16 protein-coding genes and 1 pseudogene are annotated in these 19,949 nt (G+C 72.9%); 11 read left to right on the forward strand and 6 right to left on the reverse strand.

Annotated features, from left to right (window positions below; translation table 11 throughout):
• Nucleotides 1-112: 112 nt before the first annotated feature.
• The 7 genes and pseudogenes from ACFYOU_RS12370 (at nt 113) to ACFYOU_RS12400 (ending at nt 8,594) form a co-directional block, all read left to right on the forward strand.
• The gene (locus ACFYOU_RS12370) at nt 113-616 is read left to right on the forward strand and encodes a hypothetical protein (RefSeq protein ID WP_391305162.1); all 504 of its coding nucleotides are present in this window, start codon (nt 113-115) and stop codon (nt 614-616) included.
• Nucleotides 617-764: 148 nt separating this feature from the next.
• A complete protein-coding gene (secD, locus tag ACFYOU_RS12375) occupies nt 765-3,059 on the forward strand; it encodes a protein translocase subunit SecD (protein ID WP_391305164.1) in 2,295 nt (764 codons plus the stop codon).
• A gap of 347 nt (nt 3,060-3,406) precedes the next feature.
• Nucleotides 3,407-4,450 (forward strand): ABC transporter substrate-binding protein, encoded by a 1,044-nt coding sequence (locus tag ACFYOU_RS12380; protein WP_391305166.1) that lies wholly within the window; start codon nt 3,407-3,409, stop codon nt 4,448-4,450.
• A 12-nt stretch (nt 4,451-4,462) separates the two neighbouring features.
• Entirely contained in the window at nt 4,463-5,497 is a 1,035-nt protein-coding gene (locus tag ACFYOU_RS12385; protein ID WP_385755599.1) for a FecCD family ABC transporter permease, read from the forward strand.
• A 106-nt stretch (nt 5,498-5,603) separates the two neighbouring features.
• A complete protein-coding gene (locus ACFYOU_RS12390) occupies nt 5,604-6,683 on the forward strand; it encodes an iron chelate uptake ABC transporter family permease subunit (RefSeq protein WP_391305167.1) in 1,080 nt (359 codons plus the stop codon).
• Entirely contained in the window at nt 6,680-7,516 is an 837-nt protein-coding gene (locus tag ACFYOU_RS12395; protein ID WP_391305169.1) for an ATP-binding cassette domain-containing protein, read from the forward strand. The genes ACFYOU_RS12390 and ACFYOU_RS12395 overlap by 4 nt, the downstream gene beginning before the upstream one ends.
• A gap of 166 nt (nt 7,517-7,682) precedes the next feature.
• Nucleotides 7,683-8,594 (forward strand): annotated as a pseudogene (locus ACFYOU_RS12400) (GNAT family N-acetyltransferase).
• A 126-nt stretch (nt 8,595-8,720) separates the two neighbouring features.
• Here the strand turns inward: ACFYOU_RS12400 and ACFYOU_RS12405 are convergent.
• The gene (locus tag ACFYOU_RS12405) at nt 8,721-11,000 is read right to left on the reverse strand and encodes a chitinase C-terminal domain-containing protein (RefSeq protein ID WP_391305780.1); all 2,280 of its coding nucleotides are present in this window, start codon (nt 10,998-11,000) and stop codon (nt 8,721-8,723) included.
• Nucleotides 11,001-11,628: 628 nt separating this feature from the next.
• Between ACFYOU_RS12405 and ACFYOU_RS12410 the strand changes: the two genes are divergently transcribed.
• Nucleotides 11,629-12,930, forward strand: a complete 1,302-nt coding sequence (locus ACFYOU_RS12410) for an MFS transporter (RefSeq protein ID WP_391305171.1) — start codon at nt 11,629-11,631, stop codon at nt 12,928-12,930.
• A 54-nt stretch (nt 12,931-12,984) separates the two neighbouring features.
• Entirely contained in the window at nt 12,985-13,500 is a 516-nt protein-coding gene (locus ACFYOU_RS12415) for a GNAT family N-acetyltransferase (protein WP_391305173.1), read from the forward strand.
• 154 nt (nt 13,501-13,654) lie between these two features.
• Here ACFYOU_RS12415 and ACFYOU_RS12420 read toward each other — a convergent pair whose 3' ends face one another.
• Nucleotides 13,655-14,200 (reverse strand): GNAT family N-acetyltransferase, encoded by a 546-nt coding sequence (locus ACFYOU_RS12420; RefSeq protein WP_391305174.1) that lies wholly within the window; start codon nt 14,198-14,200, stop codon nt 13,655-13,657.
• 136 nt (nt 14,201-14,336) lie between these two features.
• On the opposite strand from ACFYOU_RS12420, the gene ACFYOU_RS12425 reads away from it, so the two are divergent.
• The gene (locus ACFYOU_RS12425) at nt 14,337-15,908 is read left to right on the forward strand and encodes a protein kinase (RefSeq protein WP_391305175.1); all 1,572 of its coding nucleotides are present in this window, start codon (nt 14,337-14,339) and stop codon (nt 15,906-15,908) included.
• Between the two features lie 41 nt (nt 15,909-15,949).
• Here the strand turns inward: ACFYOU_RS12425 and ACFYOU_RS12430 are convergent, their stop codons facing one another.
• On the reverse strand, nt 15,950-16,576 hold the full coding sequence (locus ACFYOU_RS12430) for a MarR family transcriptional regulator (protein ID WP_391305177.1): 627 nt from the start codon (nt 16,574-16,576) through the stop codon (nt 15,950-15,952).
• Between the two features lie 67 nt (nt 16,577-16,643).
• Here ACFYOU_RS12430 and ACFYOU_RS12435 point away from each other — a divergent pair, with 67 nt between their 5' ends.
• A complete protein-coding gene (locus ACFYOU_RS12435; protein ID WP_391305179.1) occupies nt 16,644-17,363 on the forward strand; it encodes an SDR family oxidoreductase in 720 nt (239 codons plus the stop codon).
• 11 nt (nt 17,364-17,374) lie between these two features.
• On the opposite strand, the gene ACFYOU_RS12440 is transcribed toward ACFYOU_RS12435, so the two are convergent.
• The 3 genes from ACFYOU_RS12440 to ACFYOU_RS12450 all read right to left on the reverse strand — a co-directional run bounded on the left by ACFYOU_RS12440 (nt 17,375) and on the right by ACFYOU_RS12450 (nt 19,816).
• Nucleotides 17,375-17,872: a hypothetical protein gene (locus tag ACFYOU_RS12440; RefSeq protein WP_389771273.1), complete on the reverse strand. Its 498-nt coding sequence runs from the start codon at nt 17,870-17,872 to the stop codon at nt 17,375-17,377.
• Between the two features lie 133 nt (nt 17,873-18,005).
• Nucleotides 18,006-18,968 carry a GNAT family N-acetyltransferase gene (locus ACFYOU_RS12445; protein WP_391305181.1) on the reverse strand — a complete coding sequence of 321 codons (963 nt, stop codon included), beginning with the start codon at nt 18,966-18,968 and terminating at the stop codon, nt 18,006-18,008.
• Nucleotides 18,965-19,816: an SDR family NAD(P)-dependent oxidoreductase gene (locus tag ACFYOU_RS12450; protein ID WP_389771268.1), complete on the reverse strand. Its 852-nt coding sequence runs from the start codon at nt 19,814-19,816 to the stop codon at nt 18,965-18,967. Before ACFYOU_RS12450 ends, ACFYOU_RS12445 begins: the two co-directional genes overlap by 4 nt.
• Nucleotides 19,817-19,949: the final 133 nt, after the last annotated feature.

Below are 19,949 nucleotides of genomic sequence, written 5' to 3' on the forward strand. Positions count from 1 at the left end.
GTCGCCGGTTCGCCTACGCTGGTGCCGCACCGCACCGGGTTCGTTCCCGCGCGGTGGACGACGCAGCAGCGGGGCGGTCGGACGGACGTCCGGTGACCGAGGGGAGGACAGCGTGCGACAGCGGACCCGGCCGACGGCACGGGGAGTCGTCCCCGCCTTCGTGTGGGGCGTGCTGCTGCTCCTCGTGGCCGCTTTCCCCTCGGTGGCGGCCGGCAGTGCCCTCGTGTCCCTGTCCCCCACGTGTGGACCCGCCGCGGTCGCCGGCGGATCCGACCGCGCTCCCGGGAGCGCGGACCCGGTGGGGGCGGACGCGGACCCGCAGCCGTGGGCGCGTACCGGGCCGGCGCCCCGGCCGGCCGAGCCGTCGAGCGGTCCGGCCGCGTTCCGTGCCGAACCCTTGTCGGCGCCCGTGACCGCCGTGCAGATGACGGTGGCCGGGGAGCACAGCGGCCGGCCGGCCCTCCATCCGCCCGCGCCCGCGGGTCCGGTCACCGCGGTCCACGCCGCCCCCGCACCCCGCGGCACGGTCGTCGCCGCCTGGCGGGAGCGCGGACCGCCCGAGCCCTCGTCCGGTCCGCGCAGCACCCGCGCACCGCCGGTCTTCCGGAGCAGTTGACGCCCGAGACGTCCACCGCCCCGCCCTCCGGCCCGCCCGGAGTCGGGGACGACGTCCTCCCGTCCCCGCGTGCGGTGCGGTTCGCACCCCGCGCGTCCTGCATGTCCGCGGGCGCCACCGTGCCCGTGTGACGCTCCGTGGAGCCTTCATGAAATCTCGTGCCCCTCTTTGGCGCGCACTGGCCGCGTTCGCCGTGGTCGCCCTGTCCCTGTTGGCCGCCCTGACCACCGAGCCCCGGCTCGGGCTGGACCTGCGGGGCGGTACCCGGATCGTGTTGGAGACCCGGGACTCCCCCACCGTCAAGGCGGACGCCGCCGCGACCGACCGCGCGCTGGAAGTGCTGCGCCAGCGGGTGGACGCGCTGGGGGTCGCCGAACCCTCCCTGGCACGTTCCGGCGAACGACGCATCGTCGTCGAACTCCCGGGGGTCCAGGACCCCCGGGAAGCCGCCGAGGTCATCGGCCGCACCGCGCAACTCACCTTCCACTCGGTGGAGGGCGTGGCGGACCGGGCGGCGGACGCGCCCGGCGCGGACGGTTCCCGGACGTTGCCCGACCCGGACGCACCGGGCAGCTTCCTGCGACTCGGGCCGCCGGCGCTCACCGGGGCGGGCGTCAAGGACGCCGACACGTCCTTCGACACCCAGGGCGCCCGGGGCTGGTCGGTGTCGTTGTCCTTCCACGACGACGCGGGCAAGAACTGGGCCCGGATCACCGGAGAGGCCGCGTGCCAGGCGCCGGGCGACCCGGCGCGGCGGGTCGCGATCGTGCTGGACGACAAGGTCGTGTCGGCACCGGGCATGGAGCAGTCGGTGCCCTGCAACACCGGGATCACCGGCGGTTCGGCGCAGATCACCGGTGGCTTCACGGCGGACGAGGCACGCGATCTGGCGGCGCTGGTCAAGGGCGGGGCGCTCCCGGTGCCGGTGACCACGGTGGAACAGAGCACGGTCGGTCCGACGCTCGGCGCGGACGCGATCCGGGCGAGTGCGCTGGCCGCGGTGATCGGTCTGGTGTGCACCGGTGTGTTCATCACGGTCGTCTACCGGCTGCTGGGACTGCTGGCGACGCTGGCGCTCGGGCTGTACGGCCTCATCTCCTACGCGGCGGTGGTCACGCTCGGCGCGACGCTGACCCTGCCGGGGCTCGCCGGTTTCGTGCTGGCGATCGGCATCGCCGTGGACGCGAACGTCCTGGTCTTCGAGCGGGCCCGGGAGGAGTACCTGCGGCCCACGGCCCGCACCGCCGATCTGCGTCGCCCGCTGCGGGTCGGGTTCAGCAAGGCGTGGAGCGCGGTGGCCGACTCGCACGTCACGACGCTGCTCGCGGCCGGGTTGTTGTTCGTCTTCGCGAGCGGGCCGGTGAAGGGGTTCGGGGTGACCCTCGCCATCGGTGTGTTGGCGTCGCTGGTGTCGGCGATGCTCATCACCCGGCTGTTCGCCGAGTGGGCCCTGAAGCGGGGAGCGGTCCGGCGTCGCCCCGGATGGACGGGCATGACGATGAAGGGCCGGGTGCGGACCCGGTTGGAGAACCGTCCGCCTCGGCTGATGCACCGGCGGCGGCGCTGGTTGGGGATCTGCGGCGGTCTGCTGTTGGTGGCGCTCGCCGGGATCGGGGTGCGCGGTCTGGAGTTCGGCGTCGAGTTCACCGGTGGCCGACTCGTGCAGTACACCACCGAGCAGACCGTCGACGCGGACACGGCACGGCAGGCGGTCGCCGATGCGGGGTTCCCGCGCGCCGTGGTGCAGTCGTCCGGTGACAGCGACATCACCGTACGGATCACGGACCTCACCGACGACGAGCAGCAGAGCGTGAAGGAGGCGCTGGCCGAGGTCGGCGGCGGGGCGAGCGTGGTGCGTGACGACCGGATCGGGCCGAGCCTCGGCAATGAGTTGCGCACCCACGCACTGATCGCGCTGGCCGTCGCGGTGGCGGCGCAACTCGCCTATCTCGCCGTCCGGTTCCGCTGGACGTTCGCGGTGGCCGCGGTCGCTTCGATGGTGCAGGACGTGCTGTTGGTGATCGGTCTGTTCGCCTGGCTCGGCAAGCCGGTCGACAGCGTGTTCCTGGCCGCGCTCCTGACGGTGGTCGGGTACTCCGTCAACGACACCGTCGTCGTCCTGGACCGGCTGCGGGAGTTGCGGCGGGGTGCGCCCCGCGGTGCGTGGCCCGACCTCGCGGACCAGGCCGTCGCGCAGACCCTGCCCCGGACGGTGAACACGGGCATGGGGGCGTTGTTCGTGCTGGTGGCACTGGCCGTGCTCGGTGGGGACTCGCTGGCCGACTTCTCCGTGGCGCTGCTGGCCGGGGTGCTGTTGGGCATCGGGTCCACGGTGTTCACCGCGCTCCCGCTCGCCGTGATCCTCCAGTCCCGGCGGCCGGAGCGACGGCGTGAGCCCCGGGCGCGTCCGCAGCAGCGCGACAAGTCGGGTGCGGTGGTCTGATCGGACCGCGCCGCCGGGTCCGGGTCCGACGCCCCGGACCCGGCGGCCCCGTCCCCCTGGCCCGCCGTGCCCTGCGGTGCACTGCCGTGGCCTGCTGGGTCCTGCCGCCCGCCGGCCGCTGTCCCGCCCGCTGTCCGGCCGCCCGCTGTCCGGCCGGCGGGGCAGCGGCCGGCGGGACAGCGGCCGGATTCCGTCCCGGCTGGCCTGATTTGATGTTCACCCTACAAAAGACTTAGGGTCCCCTTAGTTCACCGGTCTCGCCCGGGCACGCCCGCGTCCCGCCACTCCACCGTGGCCTCCGTGGCATGCCCCTCGTCACGCCGGGCCATCCGACAAGAGGAACCCTCATGCTCTTCACCTCCACCCGTCCGGGCCTGCGGGCGCTCGCCGTCGTCCCGGCCGCCGCCCTCGTCCTCGTCCTCACGGGCTGCTCCACCGAGGAGGAGGACAAGAAGTCCTCCGGCGGGGCCGAGAGCAAGGGCGCCTTCCCGATCAGCATCAAGAACGCGCTGGGCACCGCCAAGATCACGGAGCAGCCCAAGCGGGTCGTCACCCTCGGGCACGGCTCGACGGAGACCGCCATCGCGTTGGGCTACACGCCGGTCGGCATGGAGCGCTACGAGTGGGGCAGCGACAAGACCGGTTACATGCCGTGGATCCACGAGGCGGTGACGAAGAAGGGCGACGAGCTCCCCAAGCAGTTCACCGGTGGCGAGAACCTGGACATCGAGGCCATCGCGGAGTTGAAGCCCGACGTCATCCTGGCGCCCTGGTCGGGCGTGACGCAGAAGCAGTACGACGTGCTCACGGACATCGCGCCGACGGTCGCCTACCCCGGCAAGGCGTGGAGCACCAACTGGGACGAGCAGATCGAGATCGTCTCCAAGGCGCTCGGCAAGCCGCAGCAGAGCAAGGTGCTCGTCAAGGAGATCGAGAAGACGTTCGCGGACGCCGCCGCGAGCCGTCCCGAGTACAAGAAGCACACCTTCTCGTACATCTACAACACCGGCCCCGGCACGCTCGGGGTGTTCCGCACCGAGGAGCAGCGCGTCGCCGTGGTGTCCTCGCTCGGTCTGAAGGCCGACCCGGTCGCGGACACCTTCAAGGAGGTCGAGGGCACCGACTCCTCGCTGATCGGCCTGGAGAACGGCAACAAGCTCGCCAAGAGCGACCTGATCTTCACGTTCTACTCGGACGAGAAGAACCGCAAGGAGATCGAGTCGCAGAAGCTGTACAAGGCGATCCCCGCGATCGAGAAGGGCGCGGTCGTCGCGGGTGCCGAGAACCCGTTCGTCACCGCCTCCTCGATGATCAACCCGCTGACCGTGCCGTGGAGCATCGAGCGGTACCTGCCGCTGATCGACGAGGCCATCGAGAAGTCCGGCAAGTAGGACCGGCTACGGATGACGATCCCGGTGAGCCCGCCCGCGCGCAGGACCGCGTCGCGCGCGGGCGTTCCACGGCTGGTGCTCTGTCTGGTGGGGGCCGCGCTGCTGTTGGTGGCGGCGGCCCTCGCCAGTGTGATGTTCGGCAGCATGAGCACGAGCGCGGGCGACGTCCTGGACGTGCTGTCCGGTGACGCCGACGCGCATCTGACGACCGTCGTCGAGAGCCGCTACCCACGGACCCTGCTCGGCGTCCTCGCCGGGGCGTGCCTCGCGGTGTGCGGAACGCTGATGCAGGGCATCACCCGCAATCCGCTGGCGGAGCCAGGACTGCTCGGCGTCAACACCGGTGCGGCGGCGGGCGTGGTCACCGCCACGGCGTTCCTCGGTGCCACGGGTTCCTCGTCCGCGATGTGGTGGGCACTGCCCGGTGCCCTGGTGGCAGGCGCCCTGGTCCATCTGATCGGTTTCAGCGGGGCCTCCTCCAGTCCGGTGCGGCTGGTGCTCGCCGGCGCGGTGCTGACGGCGGTGCTGATGGCCTACATCCAGGCCGTCACGCTGAGCCGTCCGCAGACCTTCGACAACTACCGCTACTGGGTCGTCGGGGCCCTCGGCGGGCGGGACTTCGACGTGCTGTGGTCCGTGTTGCCGTTCGCGGCGACGGGGCTGCTGATCGCCGTCCTGGTCGCGCCCGCGCTCAACGCCCTGGCCCTGGGCGACGAGTCGGCGACCTCGCTGGGGGCGAACCCGGCGGTGACCCGGGCCCTCGGCTGGGGCGCGGCCGTGCTGCTCGCCGCCGCGGCGACCGCGGCGGCCGGCCCGATCGCCTTCGTGGGGCTCGCCGTGCCGCACGTGGTGCGCGGTCTGGTCGGAACGGACCACCGGTGGCAGATCGCGCTGGCCGCGCTGGTGGGACCGGTGCTGCTGTTGGCCGCGGACGTCATCGGCCGGGTGTTGCTGCGGCCCCAGGAACTGATGGTCGGCGTCGTCACCGCCTTCGTGGGCGCGCCCGCGCTGCTGATCACGTTGCGTCGGATGAAGCACTCGCTGTGAGCGGGACCGGAGGAAGGACGCACGTGCCGCACAGGTGCGCGGCGACGGGACCGCGGGGTACGGCGCAGGTCGCCGGGCTCCGCACACAGCCGACGAGGGGTGGACGATGAAGACCCGTACCGTGCCGGACTCCCCCGCGGGGTCCGTGACACCGTCGCGCCCACCGGCACGGCTGCGGCTCGGGCGGGTGGTGGCCCTGCCCGTGGACGGCCGGGCGCTGTTCGTCTCGGCCGGTCTGCTGGTGCTGCTCGCGGTGGCGTCCGCGGCCACCCTCACCCTGGGGCGGCTGGGCATCGCCCTGGCGGACCTGCCGTCGGCGGTCACCGGTGGCGCCGAGGGCATGGACAAGCTGATCGTCAACCGGCTCCGCGGCCCACGCCTGGTGACCGGCATCGGGGCGGGCGCCGCGTTCGCCGTGGCGGGCGCCCTGTTCCAGTCCGTGACGCGCAACCCGCTGGGGAGCCCCGACGTCATCGGGTTGAGCGGCGGCGCCGGTGCGGGGGCCGCCCTGGTCGCCCTGCTCGCACCGGGGTTCCCGGTGTCGGTGGGCGCGTTGATGGGTGCCGTGGGCGCGATGGGCGTGGTGTACGCGGCGACCGGGACGGGTTTTCGTGACCCGGGCCGGCTCGTGGTGGCCGGCATCGGCGTGGCCGCACTGGCGGCGGCCGTGACCCAGTACGTGGTGTACGCGGTGGAGCGCGACCAGGCGACGGTGCTGACCTCGTACCTCAACGGCAGTCTCGCCACCCGGAGCTGGACCGACGTCTCCACCATCTGGACGCTGCTGCTGGTCGCCGTGCCGTTGACGCTGTTGCTCTCCCGCGGGTTGACGATCGGCGAGATGGGCGACGAGTTGTCCACCGCCCTCGGCACCGACCCGCAGCGCACCCGCACCGCCGCCGTGGTGCTGTCCACCGCACTGGCAGCGGGCGCGGTGACCGTCGCCGGACCCATCGCGTTCATCGCGTTGACCGCCCCGCAGATCGCGCGCCGGCTGGCGCCCGCTCCCGGCCCCCGGATCATGGTGTCCGCCGTGACCGGAGCGGTGCTGCTGGTCCTGGCCGATCTGGCGGCCCAGCACATGCCGCTCACCGACGACCTGCCCGTCGGCATCTACACGATGGGCATCGGCGGCATCTACCTCGGCTACCTGCTCGTCCGCGAATGGAAGAAGGGCACCCTGTGACCGCGAAGCCCGCTGTGTCCGCCGTCGAACGGGACCGATCCGCCGCCGGGTTGTCCGCCCGGGACGTCACGCTCTCGTACGACGGGCGGCCCGTCGTCCGCGGGGTCAGCGTGGACCTGCCGACGGACGGTCTGACCGCGATCATCGGACCCAACGGTTCCGGGAAGTCCACCTTGTTGAAGGCGTTCGCCCGGGTCCTCAAGCCGGCCTCCGGGACGCTCACGCTCGGCGGGACGGACATCCACTCCCTGCGCGGCAAGCAGTTCGCCCGGCAGGTGGCCCTGTTGCCGCAGAACCCGCAGACACCGGCCGGGATCACGGTACGGGCCCTCGTCCAGCGAGGTCGTCACCCGCACCACACGCTGCTGCGCCAGTGGACGCCCGACGACGACCGGCACATCGAGGGGGCGCTGCACCACACGGGGCTGACCGAGCTGGCGGACACCCCCGTTTCGGCGTTGTCCGGCGGCCAGCGGCAGCGGGCGTGGATCGCGATGATCCTGGCCCAGGACACCCGGCACGTCCTGCTGGACGAACCCACCACGTACCTGGACGTGGCCCACCAGTACGACCTGCTCGAACTCTGTGCCCAACTGCACCGGCGGGGCAGGGCGATCACGGCGGTGCTGCACGACCTCAACCAGGCGGCGCACTACGCGACGCACCTGATCGTGCTCCAGGAGGGTGCGGTGGTGGCGCAGGGCGCCCCCGTCGAGACCCTGACGGCGGACCTGGTGGCGGAGGTCTTCGGGCTGACCTGCGACGTCATCCCCCACCCCCAGACCGGCGCCCCGCACCTGATCCCGCGTCCGCAGCGGCGCACGGACGACTAGCGCCGGCCGATCGGCACGACCTACGCTTTTGTGGTCGAGGACGCCGCGCAGCCGGAGCAACGGAGGTCTTGGTGCGGCCGGGACCGACAACAGCAGCCCCACGGCGCGGGAGCGGGCGCCCGGCTACGTCTTCCGGCGGTACCGGGGGCGGGACGACCACGACGCGATGGCCGGGGTGCGGCAGGGCTGTGCGCGGTGGGACCGGGTCGACGCCCGGTCGGTGGTGGAGGGGGTCCCGACGGCGGCCGAGATCGCCGCGTCCTGCGCCGAGTTGGACGACCCCTGCGGGAACCAGCTCGTGGTGGAGCACGACGGTGACGTGGTCGGCTACGCGACGATCCGGTGGTGGCAGGAGCGGGACGGGACGTGGCTGTACCTGCACCGTGGGTACCTGCTCCCGGCACACCGGGGCCGGGGCGTCGGATCAGCCCTGCTCTACCGGGCGGAACGCCGTATCCGCCGGCTCGTGCAGCAGCACGGAACCGTCCGGGCGGCGGTGATCGGCGCGAACGCCACGACCTCCGAGGAGGAGTCGACGGCACTGCTGCTCGCCAACGGTTACCAGCGCGTCTTCAGCCTGGTGGAGTGGGAGATGGCCGACCTGCGACAACTCCCCGACGGCAAGCGGCTGCCCGTCGGCCTGCGCATCGGCGCGATCGGCCCGCGCGACTACCGAGCGGCCTGGAAGACGGTCACCGACGCGTACGCGGATGCTGATTTCACCCGACGGTGGACGTTCGAGAGCTTCCTCGCCACAGCCGATCCGACCTGTTGGCGGGCCGTTTGGGACGGGGAGCACCCGGCCGGGGTCGCGCTGTGCTCCGTCCGTCGGCACGACCCCGCGGTGGGCGAGGTCGAAGAACTGAGCGTCCGGGCGCAGTCACGGCGTCGGTGACTCGGTCGGGCGCTCTTGCTGGACGGGTTGCGCTGTCTGCGGCGACACGGAGCCGTAACGGCCCGGTTGTCGACCGGCGCGGCGAATGCGCACAGGTCCTACGACCTCTACCGGAGCGTGGGGTTCCGGCCCCGGAACGAGTACGTCCGCTACCGCAAGCCGATCGCCGTGGCGCCCGGTTAGGCACCCGGGGGCGTCGGCGGGGCCGATCAGACGACGGGTTGAGCGGGCCGCACGGCGAAGACCCGGCGGCGCGGGATGATCCCGCGCCGCCGGGTCCGGTCAGCGAATGGTCAGTCGGAGGTCAGATCAGCAGGGACCGAGGTCCTGCCACACGCCCCACTCACCGGTGGTGCCGGGCTCGTCGCCCTTCGTCCACCACTTGGACTTCCACTGCTTGCCCTTGTGGCTCACCGTCTGGCCGCCGCCGTACTCGCCGCCGGCGCTCCACGGGGGAGCGGTGCAGGTGCCACCGGAGGTGGTGCCCGACGTCGTCCCGGACGTGGTCCCGGACGTCGTGCCGGAGGTGGTGCCGGACGTCGTGCCGTTGGTGCCGCCGGACGTGCCGCCACCGGGCTCCACGACGGTGGTGCCGCGGGCCAGCTCACCGGCGAGACCGTAGGTCTTGCCAGCGATGGTGACCGTCCAGTTGGACGGGGTGGAGACGGGCAGGTAGTACGTGAAGTCCATCTCCATCGAGGCTCCCGGCGCGATGGACTGCCAGGCCGGGATCTTCATGGAGACCCGGTGGAAGTCGCCCTTGAGGCCACCGACGTTCGGACCCGTGTGGTCGCTGCGGATGATCGACGCGTTGAATCCGGACTGGTCCTTGGCGTTGTTCGGCGCCGAGGTCGCGTAGTCGAACTGGAACTCCGTGCCGCCCGGGAGGGTCGCCGCGGTGTTGTTGGTGATCTTCAGCTTGGGGCTGATGGGGTAGTTCTGGTCGCCGAGCTTGAACCCGCCGAAGTCCACGTCCACCTTGACGGCCTCGGTGGGCATCGCGATGTTCGACTTCTTGGCGCCGTAGGCCTTGGCGGCCTTGAACTTGTTGTAGAGCAGGGTGGTCAGCGTGCTGCCGGGCTCGTACTGGTTCTTGGTGGCGTTCCAGTCGTAGTCGCCCGCCAGCTCCCAGATCATCGTGCCGCCGAGGCCCTTGTCGACCACGTAGTCGGCCTTCGTTCCGATGGACTGCTCGTCCTCGGTGGAGATGAAGACCTTCTTCTCGGCGTTCCACAGCCACGGCGCGACGAGCGTCGAGTCGTACTTGCGGACGTACTGGCCCTGGAGCTTGGTGTCCGGCGCGAGCCCGAACTTGGGCAGGTAGTCCGGGACGATGCCCTTCTCCAGGTTCTTGGCGTGCCACATCGGGTTGAACCCGGCCGGGGACTCCTTGCCGTTGGTGTCCTTGTCGTGCCAGACGTTGTCGACGCCGACGGCGCCCTCACCGCACTTGGTCAGACCGGAACCGGGCGGGCAGGAGGTGGCGGCCGCCTTGCCCCACAGTCCGTCGGTGCCGCCCTGCACGTTCTTCCAGCCGCGGGTGTAGTAGGGCAGACCGATGTTGATCCGGCCGGCCGGCATCGAGCCGCGGAAGTAGTGGTACGCCCAGTCGGTGTTGAGGTAACCGATCCCGCCGTACTGGGCGGTGCCGTAGATGTTGGCGCCGGCGAGCTCGGAGTCCTTGCCGTCGTCGTACAGGGCGGCCTGGGGACCGACGTGCTCGTTCCAGGTGCCGTGCAGGTCGTACGACATGATGTTCAGGTAGTCCAGGTACTTCTGGACCTGGAAGGTCTCCATGCCGCGCAGCAGGTAACCGGAGGACGGGGCCGCCACGGTCAGCAGGTAGTGCTTGCCGTCCGCCGCGCCCGCGCGGTCGAGCTTCTCGCGCAGGACCTTCATGAGGACGGCGTAGCCCTTCATGAGCCCGGCGCGCCGGGCGTTGGCCTCGGGCCAGTCGCTCGGGTTGCCCGCGTCCTTCATCGAGGTCGGGTACTCGTAGTCGATGTCGACGCCGTTGAACCCGTACTTCTTGATGAAGTCGACGGCCGAGTCGGCGAAGGTGTTGATGCCCGCCTCGTTGACCGAACCGTCGGCGTTGGTGGCCGTCTTGTAGAAGCCGCCCGTGTCGGTCCAACCACCGACAGAGATCAGCGTCTTCACATCGGGGTGCTGCTTCTTGTACTTGTTCAGCAGGTTGAAGTGACCCTTGTAAGGCAGCGCCGGGTCCATCTCGGCACCGGCGACGCCCGGCCAGGTCATCCCCGTGTTGGCGTTCTCCGGCCCGTCGGCGCCCACGCTGATCTTGTTGGCGGAATCGATGCTCGCGAAGGCGTAGTTGATGTGGGTGATCTTGTCCCACGGAATCTGGTTGGCGAGGAAGGCGGGCCTGCCGTCCTTGCCGGTACGCCAGTTGGCGAAGTAGCCGATGATGCGGCGCTGGTGGTCCGCGCCCATCTTCTCGCGGCCCTCGGTGTCGTACACCGAGCAGTAGGGGACGTCTACGCCGGGCGTCGAGTAAAGCCCCTCGGGGCGACAGTTCTCCTGGGAGGCGGCCTGCGAGACACCGGAAGTGAGGGTTCCGGCCAGCATGGCGCCGATCGCGACCGCACCGGCGGCGAACAACGCCGGTTTGGCCCGCTTGGAAGACAGCACGTTCAGATCCTCCTGGTGGGGGTCCGCGACGACAGGAGTCGCGGTTCGTGCGCAAGACGCGTCTGGGGTTGACGCGTTGGCCCCGTGACTGGATGTCAGGGAGCCGAAGAGAAACGGAGGGAGTGCGTCGGTGGAAGCTGGGGTGACGCAGTGGCCAGACCTTAAGAGGACTAGACCAGGGGGGTCAATAGGTCTGGACCTTTACGATGGTTTTGCTCAGAGCACGTACCGGCCCGACGTCCGGAGGGACCGGCCCGCAGCCCACGGCACCGCACTCCCCTCTCGTCACGACACGGGACGGTTTGACCCCGGTGACGATAGTCCGACCGGGTGGGAACCGGGCCCCACCTGAGAGAAGTCTCATCGCCGTGCCCGCCCGCCCGGTGGCGGGGGCCGAACGGTCGGGCCGCCGGTCCGCCCGGACCACCCGAAGACGTGCAAGTCCGCAGCCCGGGACGTCATTGGCGCCTCGGGCCGAGGCGCACTAGGTTGCCTCTTCGAGCCGGGTGAGGGCAAGCCTCCGGTTCACCCGTCGTTACGGTGCGCCGTCGGTGCAGGGAGACCCGTGAAGCTCAGCACCACACTGCTCGACGTGACCCCGTTGCGGAGCAACGCGCCGTTCCGGCGGCTGTGGATCGGGCGCACGCTCTCCGGGCTGGGCGGTCAGATGAGCCTGGTCGCCGTGATGTTCCAGGTGTGGCAGGAAACGCAGAGCCCCGTCTGGTCGGGAGCGGTCGGGCTGGCCCAAGCGCTCCCCCTCGTCGTCCTCGGGCTCTTCGCCGGTGCGGTCGTCGACCGCGTGGACCGCCGGAAGTTCTCCCTCCTCATGACCGCGGGGCAGGTGGTGTGCTCGCTGCTGCTCGCCCTCCAGGGGTTCCTCGCCCCCCTACCGCCCGCCGGACTGCTCGTGCTCGTCGCGGTCCAGTCCTGCTTCGTGGCCGGCAACGGCCCGGCGACCCGTTCCTTCCTCCCCCTGCTGCTGCCCCCGCACCAACTGGCCGCGGGACTCGCACTGAGCCGCATCGCCTTCCAGGGAGCCCTCCTCCTGGGCCCCGCGCTGGGCGGAGTGGTCGCGGGAACGCTCGGGGTGGGCGCCTGCTACACGATCGACGCACTGACCTTCACCGCCGCGCTCTACGCCGTGTTCCGGCTGCCGGGCATGGAGCCGGGGGGCGCGGCGGCCCGCCCCGGGGTGCGCGGCGTGTTGGACGGGTTGGCCTTCCTCACCCGCACACCCGTGATCCGCGGCGCCCTGCTCACCGACCTCGCCGCGACCCTGCTGGCGATGCCCGTCAGCCTCTTCCCCCTGGCCAACGCGGAACACTTCGGCGGCGACCCGCGCACCCTCGGTCTGTTCCTCACCGCCCTGGCCGTCGGCGGGGTCGCCGCCTCCGTGCTGTCCGGCACCTTCACCCGGCTCCCCCGGCCCGGTGTCGTCATGCTGGTCTCGTCCGCCGTCTGGGGGGTGGCGCTCTCGCTGTTCGGGGCGGCGTCCGACCCCTGGGTCGGGCTGGCCTTCCTCGCCCTGGCCGGAGCCGCCGACACGGTGTCCGTGGTGGCCCGGGGGACGGTGGTCCAGTTGCACACCCCGACGGAGTTGCTCGGCCGGGTCGCCGCCGGCGAGCAGATCGTCGGCCAGGCCGGACCCGACCTCGGCAATCTACGCGCCGGGCTCGTCGCCGATGCCACCTCGGGAGCGACGGCCCTGGTCAGCGGTGGTCTGCTCTGCCTCGGTGCCGTCATCGCGGTGGGTGTCACCACGCCGGAACTGCGCGGACCCCGGCGGGTGCGGTCCCGTCCGGCGGCGGCCCCCGGCGGTTCCCCGGCTCACCCCGCGGCGAAGGAGGCACCGACCCCGCAGGAGTGAGACCATGCGCTCGAAGCCCACCCGTACGCCCGAGGGAGAGTGGACCGCACCCCCATGAACGCACACTCCACCTGGACCACCCGCGTCGAGACCGACGCGGACGTCACCGCCGTTCGGGGGATCAACCTCGCAGCCTTCGACACCCCGGCGGAAGCGGACCTCGTGGACGCGCTGCGCCTCGACCCGGCATGGATCGACGGACTGTCGCTGGTGGCGGTCGACGCCGACGGCGACCCGGTCGGGTACGCCCTGCTGACCCGCTGCCACATCGGGGCGGTGCCCGCCCTGTGCCTGGCCCCCGTGGCGGTGCGTCCCTCCCACCAACGGACCGGGGCCGGCTCCGCGGTGGTCCGCGCCGCACTGGCCGCCGCGGCGCAGCGGGGAGAGCAGTCCGTCGTGGTCCTCGGGCATCCCGCGTACTACCCGAGGTTCGGCTTCGCACCCGCCTCGGCCCACGGGATCGACGTTCCGCTCGACGTCCCCGACGACGCCCTGATGGCGCTCGCCCTCGATCCGGAGCACCCGTTGCCCGGCGGGACGGTACGGTACGCGGCGCCCTTCGGGATCTAGGGACGAGCGGCCCCGCGAGCAGCAGTCCCAGCGCCCAGAAGAAGTGGAGTGCGGCGACGACGAGCACCCGGGCGCACGCGAGGCGTCCCCACGTCCCGGACGCCGGCCGGTCCTCGTACGCACCCGCACCCGCACCGGGACCGGGACCGGGGCCTCACGCGGACGGCCCGGCGCCGACCGGACGCCACAACACGGCGCGCGGCCAGCGGTCCAGGCCATGCGCAGCCTCCCGCTGTCGGATCTCCCGCAACCCCGGGGTCAGTTCGTTCTCGTCGAGGACGCGGAAGCCGATCCGGACGTAGTAGGGCGCGTTCCAGGGGACCTCGGTGAAGGTGGTCAGGGTCAACGCCGCGGCGCCGACGGCACCCGCACGGGCCGCCGCGTGGTCGAGCAGCGTCCGGCCGACGCCCCTGCGTGCCGCCTCCGGGTGCACCGACACCTGCTCGACGTGGAGGCCGCCGTCGACCGGCTCGGCGAGGAGGTAGGCCACGACCGTCCCCGTTCCGCGGGAGACCGCGACCCAACAGGCGTCCAGGGCGGCGAAGCGGGCGAGTTCGTCCAGCGGCGGCGGATCGTCCTCGGCGATCTCGGGCATCCCGATGTCCGCGAAGGCGCGCCCGGCGGCCCGCTCGACCTCCTGGAGACGGGGCAGTTCCTCGGTGCGGACCGAACGGACGGCGAAGGCGGCGCGTGGAGACATGGCCTGATCATCCGGGGTGCGGGGCGGGCGGGCGAGCCCGGGGGTCCCGTCGCCCACGGGACCCCGCGCCGGTTAGCGGAGCGCCCGCGGCCCCTCTACCCTGGCCCAGGGACATCAGCGGCGCGGAGGGGGAACGTTGGGCGCGCCCGGCGACATCATCGACGGACGGTTCGAGTTGCTCGAACGGCTGGGCAGCGGGGGCATGGGCACCGTGTGGCGGGCCCGGGACGCGGTGCTCGGCCGTGAGGTGGCGCTCAAGGAGATGAGGGCGTCCCGTCCGGGGCTCTCCGACCGGGACCGCGAAGTGTTGCGCGAGCGCGTCCTGCGGGAGGCCCGCGCCCTGGGACGCATCCACCACCCCCATGTGGTGACGATCCACCAGGTCGTGCAGTTGCCTCCGGACCCCGACACGGGCGAGGTGCCGCAGCCCTGGCTGGTGATGGAACTGCTGCCCGGCCGCACCCTGGACGACCTGACGGCCGAGTCGCCGCTCGACCCGGTGGCGACCGCCCGGCTCGGCCGTCAGGTGCTGTCCGCACTGCGCGCCGCGCACGCGGCCGGGGTCCACCACCGGGACGTCAAGCCGGCCAACATCATGTTGCGCGAGGACGGTTCGGCGGTCCTCACCGACTTCGGCATCGCCACGCTGCGGGACGCGGGAACGCTGACCGTCACCGGACAGCTGATCGGCTCGCCCGAGTACATGGCTCCCGAGCGGGTCCGGGGCTCCGACGACGACCCCGCCTCCGACCTCTGGTCCCTGGGCCTGGTCCTGTACGTGGCCGTGCAAGGGGTGAGCCCGCTGCGCCGGAGCACGACCTTCGGGACGTTGACCGCCGTCCTGGAGGACCCGGTGCCACCGGCAGCACGGTCCGGGCCGCTGGCCCCGGTGCTGTCCGCGCTGTTGGTGCGCGAGCCGCGGGAGCGGCCCGGTCCCGACCAGTTGGACGCCCTGCTCGCCGCGGTGGAGAACGGCCGGACACCGCAGTGGGCGGCGGCCACCGTGACGGCGCCCGATCCCACAGCGCCGGTTCAGGGTGCTCCGGAGCCGCGTGCCGGGGCGGGTCCGGCAGCAGCGGGCCGGTCCCGCGCGGCGCTCGTGGTGGCCGTGGTCGCCGTCGTCGTGGCGGTGATCACGAGCACCGCACTGCTGCTGGCCCTCAGCGAGGGCGGCGGCGACGGACCGCGGGCGACGGGGGACCGCGCACGTCCGGCCGTCGGCGCCGCTGCCCCGTCCGCTGGTTCCGGCGGGCCTTCCCCGCGCCCCTCCCGTCCTCCTTCGGGGTCGCCCTCGGCCGGGGCGTCCGCGTCGGGCGTCCCGGGGCGGACCGACCCGTCGCGGAGCGCGGCCGCCCCGCCGGACGCCGGGCCGGCCGGTACCTGGATCGCGCAGCTCGCGTCCGTCGAGAGGTCGCTCGGCCACACGGCCCGCGCGCGGCAGGCGGCGGCGCTGCGGGCCCGGGGGCTGTCCGGTGTCCGGGTGCTGTCCAGCGACCGGTTCGCCGCCCTGCGCCCGGGGTACTGGGTGTTCTACGTGCCGGACTTCGCGACCGGGCGGGCGGCGGTGGAGTACTGCCGGAGCAAGGGGCTGGTGACCCGGAACGCCTGCGTCGGACGGTACGTCAGCGACGATGCCGCGGACTTCGTCCTCCAGTGTTATCCGACGGCGCGGGGCGTGCAGCCCGGCAGCCGTTGCACCCGCGACTGACCGGACCGCAGCAACCACCCGGCGGGCGGGTGGGCGGCGGGTCAGTCCAGTCCGACCTGGCTGATCCGGTCGTCGCCGAGGTCCCGCTGCACCGTGCGGAGCAGGGCACCGAGCAGCTGCGCCAGTTGTTCCTGCTGGTCCGTGGTGAGGCCGCCGACGAGTTCGGCCTCGCGGTGCAGCACATGGCCGACGGCCGCTTCGACGACCCGGTGGCCGGCTTCGGTCAGGGTGACGTCGACGGTCCGGGGTCGGCCGGCACCCGACCGCCGGGTGACCAGTCCCTCGCGTTCCGCGCGGGCCACCCGCTGGGAGACGGCTCCGGCGGTGACCAGGGAGCGGCGGGCCAGTTCGCGGGTGCTCAGGGTGTAGGGCGGGCCGCCCCGGCGCAGGACGCTGAGCAGGTCGAGCGTGGCGGCGTCCACCTCGGCGCGGGCGAGGATCCGGCGGCGGTCGTCCCCGAACAGCTTGGCGAGCTGCCACACCGGGGTGACGATCCCGATCGGCGCGACCGGCACGCCGGGCAGTTCGCGGGCCCAGGCGGCGGAGATCTCCTCGACGGTGGCGGCGCCCCGGCCCCGCTCCGCGGCCCCGTTCGGGTGCGCGTCCCGGTCCGCACGGTCTGCGGTCCCTCGTGCGTCCCGTTCGGCTCCGGTGCCCTCGCTTGCCACAGCGCCCCTCCCCCGTCTTATATTTAGACCTGAATTTAGACCTGAACGAACAGTGGAGGGACAGCATATGGCACGCACCGTCCTGGTCACCGGCGGTGGCACGGGCATCGGACGAGCGATCGCCCGCCAGTTCGCCGCCCTGGGGGACGACGTGGTCGTCACCGGTCGCCGTGCGGGGCCGATCCGGGCACTGGCCGAGGAGACCGGGGCGCGGGCGCTGGTCTGCGACCACACCGACCCCGCGGCGGTCGAACACCTGGTGGGCCTGCTCCCCGGCACCGTTGACGTACTGGTCAACAACGCCGGCGGCAACACGGACTTCGACGCGGACGGGGCCGGCGGGCTCGCCGCGTACGCCCGTGACTTCCGGGCCAATCTGGACGCCAACCTCGTCAGCGCCGCGCTGACCACGAAGGCCCTGGAGGAGCGGCTCGTCGCAAGCGGCAGCGTCATCCAGATCGGGTCGATCGCAGCGGGTCAGGGCGCCGGCTCCTACGGGGCGGCCAAGGCCGGACTCATCGCCTGGAACCTCGACCTGGCGAAGGGGCTGGGCCGGCGGGGCGTCACCGCCAACGTCGTCGCACCGGGTTACGTCGCCACCACCGAGTTCTTCCGCGACCGCCTCACCGGAGAACGTCAGGACGCCCTGGTCGCCGCGACGTCCACCGGTCGGGCGGGCACTCCGGAGGACATCGCCGGCGCGGTGCTCTTCCTCGCCTCGACCGCCGCGCGGCACGTCACCGGGCAGGTGCTCCAGGTGAACGGAGGTGCGTACACCCCGCTGTGAGCCGCGGTGGGTCAGTAGCGCAGGGCCCGGTCGACCTCGGTGCGGATGGTTCCGGACAGTTGGTGGGTGCTCCGCGCCACCGCCTTCTCGGTCCCTGCGGCGGGCACGTCGGACACGGTCACGGCGACGGTGTCGACGAGGTTCCCTGCGGAGTCCTTGAACGTGACCTGGACGACGAAGGACTTGGTGCTGTCGGCGGTGTTGCGGGCGGTGACCTCGACCGTGGTGCGGCCGTCCCCGTCGGTGGCCTGGCCGGAGAGCTTCACCTCGTCCCGGGCGTCGACGCCGTCGGTGACCTCGTCGATCTTCCGTTCGGCTGCTGCGGAGGCCGAGGCAGCGGCCTCGGCGGCCTGGGAGGCGAGGCCGGCTCCCGCGGAGGCCGCGGCCGAGGCCGCCTTGGAGACCGTGCCCGACGGCGAACCCCCGCCCTCGGAGCAGCCGGTGCCGGTGGCGGCGAGCCCCGCCACCAGAACGACGCCCGCCACGCCCCGTCCGAAGTGCCCGTTCACCTGCTGCCTCCCGTGCCGTGATCGCTCCCCGCCCCGGCCAGTCAAGGGGCCGTCGGGGCGATCCGCACCTCCGGGCCGCCGAACGGGTGGCCACGGGTGCGCGTCGCGGGGTGCGTCCGGCCGAGCGGCCCGATCAGAACGAGTCGCCGTACCAGTGGACGGCGCCCGGCGCGGCGAGGGTGCGCTCGACGCGGTCCGGGGCTTCGGTGAGCGGGCGGGCCATGCCGGTGGGGTCCACGGCCTCGACGGCGGTGCCGGCGGCGATCAGGAGCGGCGCGGCCCGCCGGGACGCGGCGCACGGCGGCGTCAGGAGCCGGACCCCGGTGCGCCCGGCGGTCCGGGCCCGGGCCCGGGCCGCGAGGTGCGCGTACAGGTCGTCGAGCACCCCTGGCGCTGCGGGTTCGTGCGCCGTCTCCAGGACGTCCACCCGGTCCGGGCCCGTCGGACGGGCGACGAGCCAACCGCGCGGTGGACCGCCCCGACGGGGCTCGGCGAGCAGCGACCAGCAGTGGGGCCCGTACCAGGCGGGCACCCGTACCCGCCAGTCGTCGGCGTCGCGGACGGTGCTCAGCGGCCGGGCCGCGTTGTGGGCCGACTGGAGCCGGACCACCGCCGGGGCGTCGGCGGGGAGCACGGGGCGCACCCGGTACCGCCCGCTGCCCTCGCTGGTTCGCCCGTTCCGTGCCGGGAGCGCGCCCTCGGTGCGGGGGCGGTGGAACTCCCGCCAGCCGGAGCCCCGGTAGACCCCGGGCGTGCCGGTGAACAGCAGGGACCAGGCGCAGCCCTCCGCCGTCATGGTGTCGACCGCCCGGGCCAGCAGTTCCCCGACCAGTCCCCGTCCCCGGGCCTCGGGGCGGGTGGCGACGGAGCCGATGCCGCCGACGCGTCGGGGTGCGCCGGTCGCGTCGCGCAGGGTGCGGGGGACGTACACGACGACCGCGTCGAGGGTGCCGTCGGTGCGTGCGGCGACGAAGGTGCGGTGGTGGCGGCCCGGGTCGAGGGCGTGCAGCGCGGGGAGGTGACGGGCGGTGGGGAAGCAGAGGGCCCACAGGGCGTGCAGGGCCGCCCCGTCGCCGGGGCGGGCGGTGCGGATCACGGGCGGACGTCCTCGGAGCGGGCGTCGCCCGGGGGGAGGGTGGTCCGGTAGGGCGGCAGGAAGCGGGTGCGGGGCATCTGGTCGGCGAGGACGCCGCCGTCGACGACGAGCCGGGTGCCGGTGAGGTAGGCGCCCGCGTCGGAGGCGAGCAGGAGGAGCGCGCCGACGCACTCCTCGGGGTCGGCGTAACGGCCGAGGGGGATGCGCTCGCGGTACGCGGACTCGAACGCTTCCCGGTCGAACGGGAACTCCCCGTCGATGGGGGTGTCGACCATGCCGGGGGCGAGCGTGTTGGCGGTGATGCCGTGCGGGGCGAGTTCCACGGCGAGGGTCTCGGTGAGGAGTTGGGCGGCGGCCTTGGAGGCGTTGTAGTGGGCGAGCCCGGCCTCGGCGACCAGCGCGTTCTTGGAGGTGACGGTGATGATGCGGCCCCGCACGCCGTCCGCGATCATGTGCTCGGCGATCCGCTGGGACAGGAAGAACACGGCGTCGACGTTGACCCGCATGATCTGTTGCCAGGACGCGGGGGTGATGGTGTTGAAGCGTTCGAGGGCGGCGGTTCCCGCGTTGTTGACGAGGACGTCCGGGGCGCGGTCGAGGTCGGAGCGGATGCGGTCGGCGAGCGCGGGCAGTTCTTCGGTGCGGGCGAGGTCCTGGGCGTAGGTGTGGCTACGGCGGCCGAGGGCGTGGACCGCCGCCTCGGTCTCCGCGAGGCCCGGGGCGCCCGGCAGGTCGACCAGGACGAGGTCGGCGCCCGCTTCGGCGAGTCCGACGGCGAAGGCGCGGCCCAGACCCCGGGCGGCCCCGGTGACCAGGGCGGTACGGCCCGCGAGGCTGAATCGGTGCATGGGTTCGTTCCTCGGTGGGAGGGGGACGCCCGGGCGGGCGGGAGTCCGGAGCGGGCCCGGGGGCGCGGGGTGCGCGCCCCCGGGCGGTCGCGCGGTCGGTTCCCTGCGGGTGCGCGAGGGGAACCGGTGCCGC

It is taken from the genome of Streptomyces sp. NPDC005955 (genome assembly GCF_042871255.1).
In the GTDB taxonomy this organism is placed as follows: Bacteria; Actinomycetota; Actinomycetes; order Streptomycetales; family Streptomycetaceae; genus Streptomyces.

What these genes read in the sequence shown, in the direction of transcription:
- ACFYOU_RS12405 (WP_391305780.1), bottom strand. Translation starts at nt 11,000, where the DNA reads ATGCTGGCCGGAACCCTCACTTCCGGTGTCTCGCAGGCCGCCTCCCAG.
- ACFYOU_RS12385 (WP_385755599.1), top strand. Translation starts at nt 4,463, where the DNA reads ATGACGATCCCGGTGAGCCCGCCCGCGCGCAGGACCGCGTCGCGCGCG.
- ACFYOU_RS12380 (WP_391305166.1), top strand. Translation starts at nt 3,407, where the DNA reads ATGCTCTTCACCTCCACCCGTCCGGGCCTGCGGGCGCTCGCCGTCGTC.
- ACFYOU_RS12420 (WP_391305174.1), bottom strand. Translation starts at nt 14,200, where the DNA reads ATGTCTCCACGCGCCGCCTTCGCCGTCCGTTCGGTCCGCACCGAGGAA.
- ACFYOU_RS12435 (WP_391305179.1), top strand. Translation starts at nt 16,644, where the DNA reads ATGGCACGCACCGTCCTGGTCACCGGCGGTGGCACGGGCATCGGACGA.
- ACFYOU_RS12415 (WP_391305173.1), top strand. Translation starts at nt 12,985, where the DNA reads ATGAACGCACACTCCACCTGGACCACCCGCGTCGAGACCGACGCGGAC.
- secD (WP_391305164.1), top strand. Translation starts at nt 765, where the DNA reads ATGAAATCTCGTGCCCCTCTTTGGCGCGCACTGGCCGCGTTCGCCGTG.
- ACFYOU_RS12450 (WP_389771268.1), bottom strand. Translation starts at nt 19,816, where the DNA reads ATGCACCGATTCAGCCTCGCGGGCCGTACCGCCCTGGTCACCGGGGCC.
- ACFYOU_RS12390 (WP_391305167.1), top strand. Translation starts at nt 5,604, where the DNA reads ATGAAGACCCGTACCGTGCCGGACTCCCCCGCGGGGTCCGTGACACCG.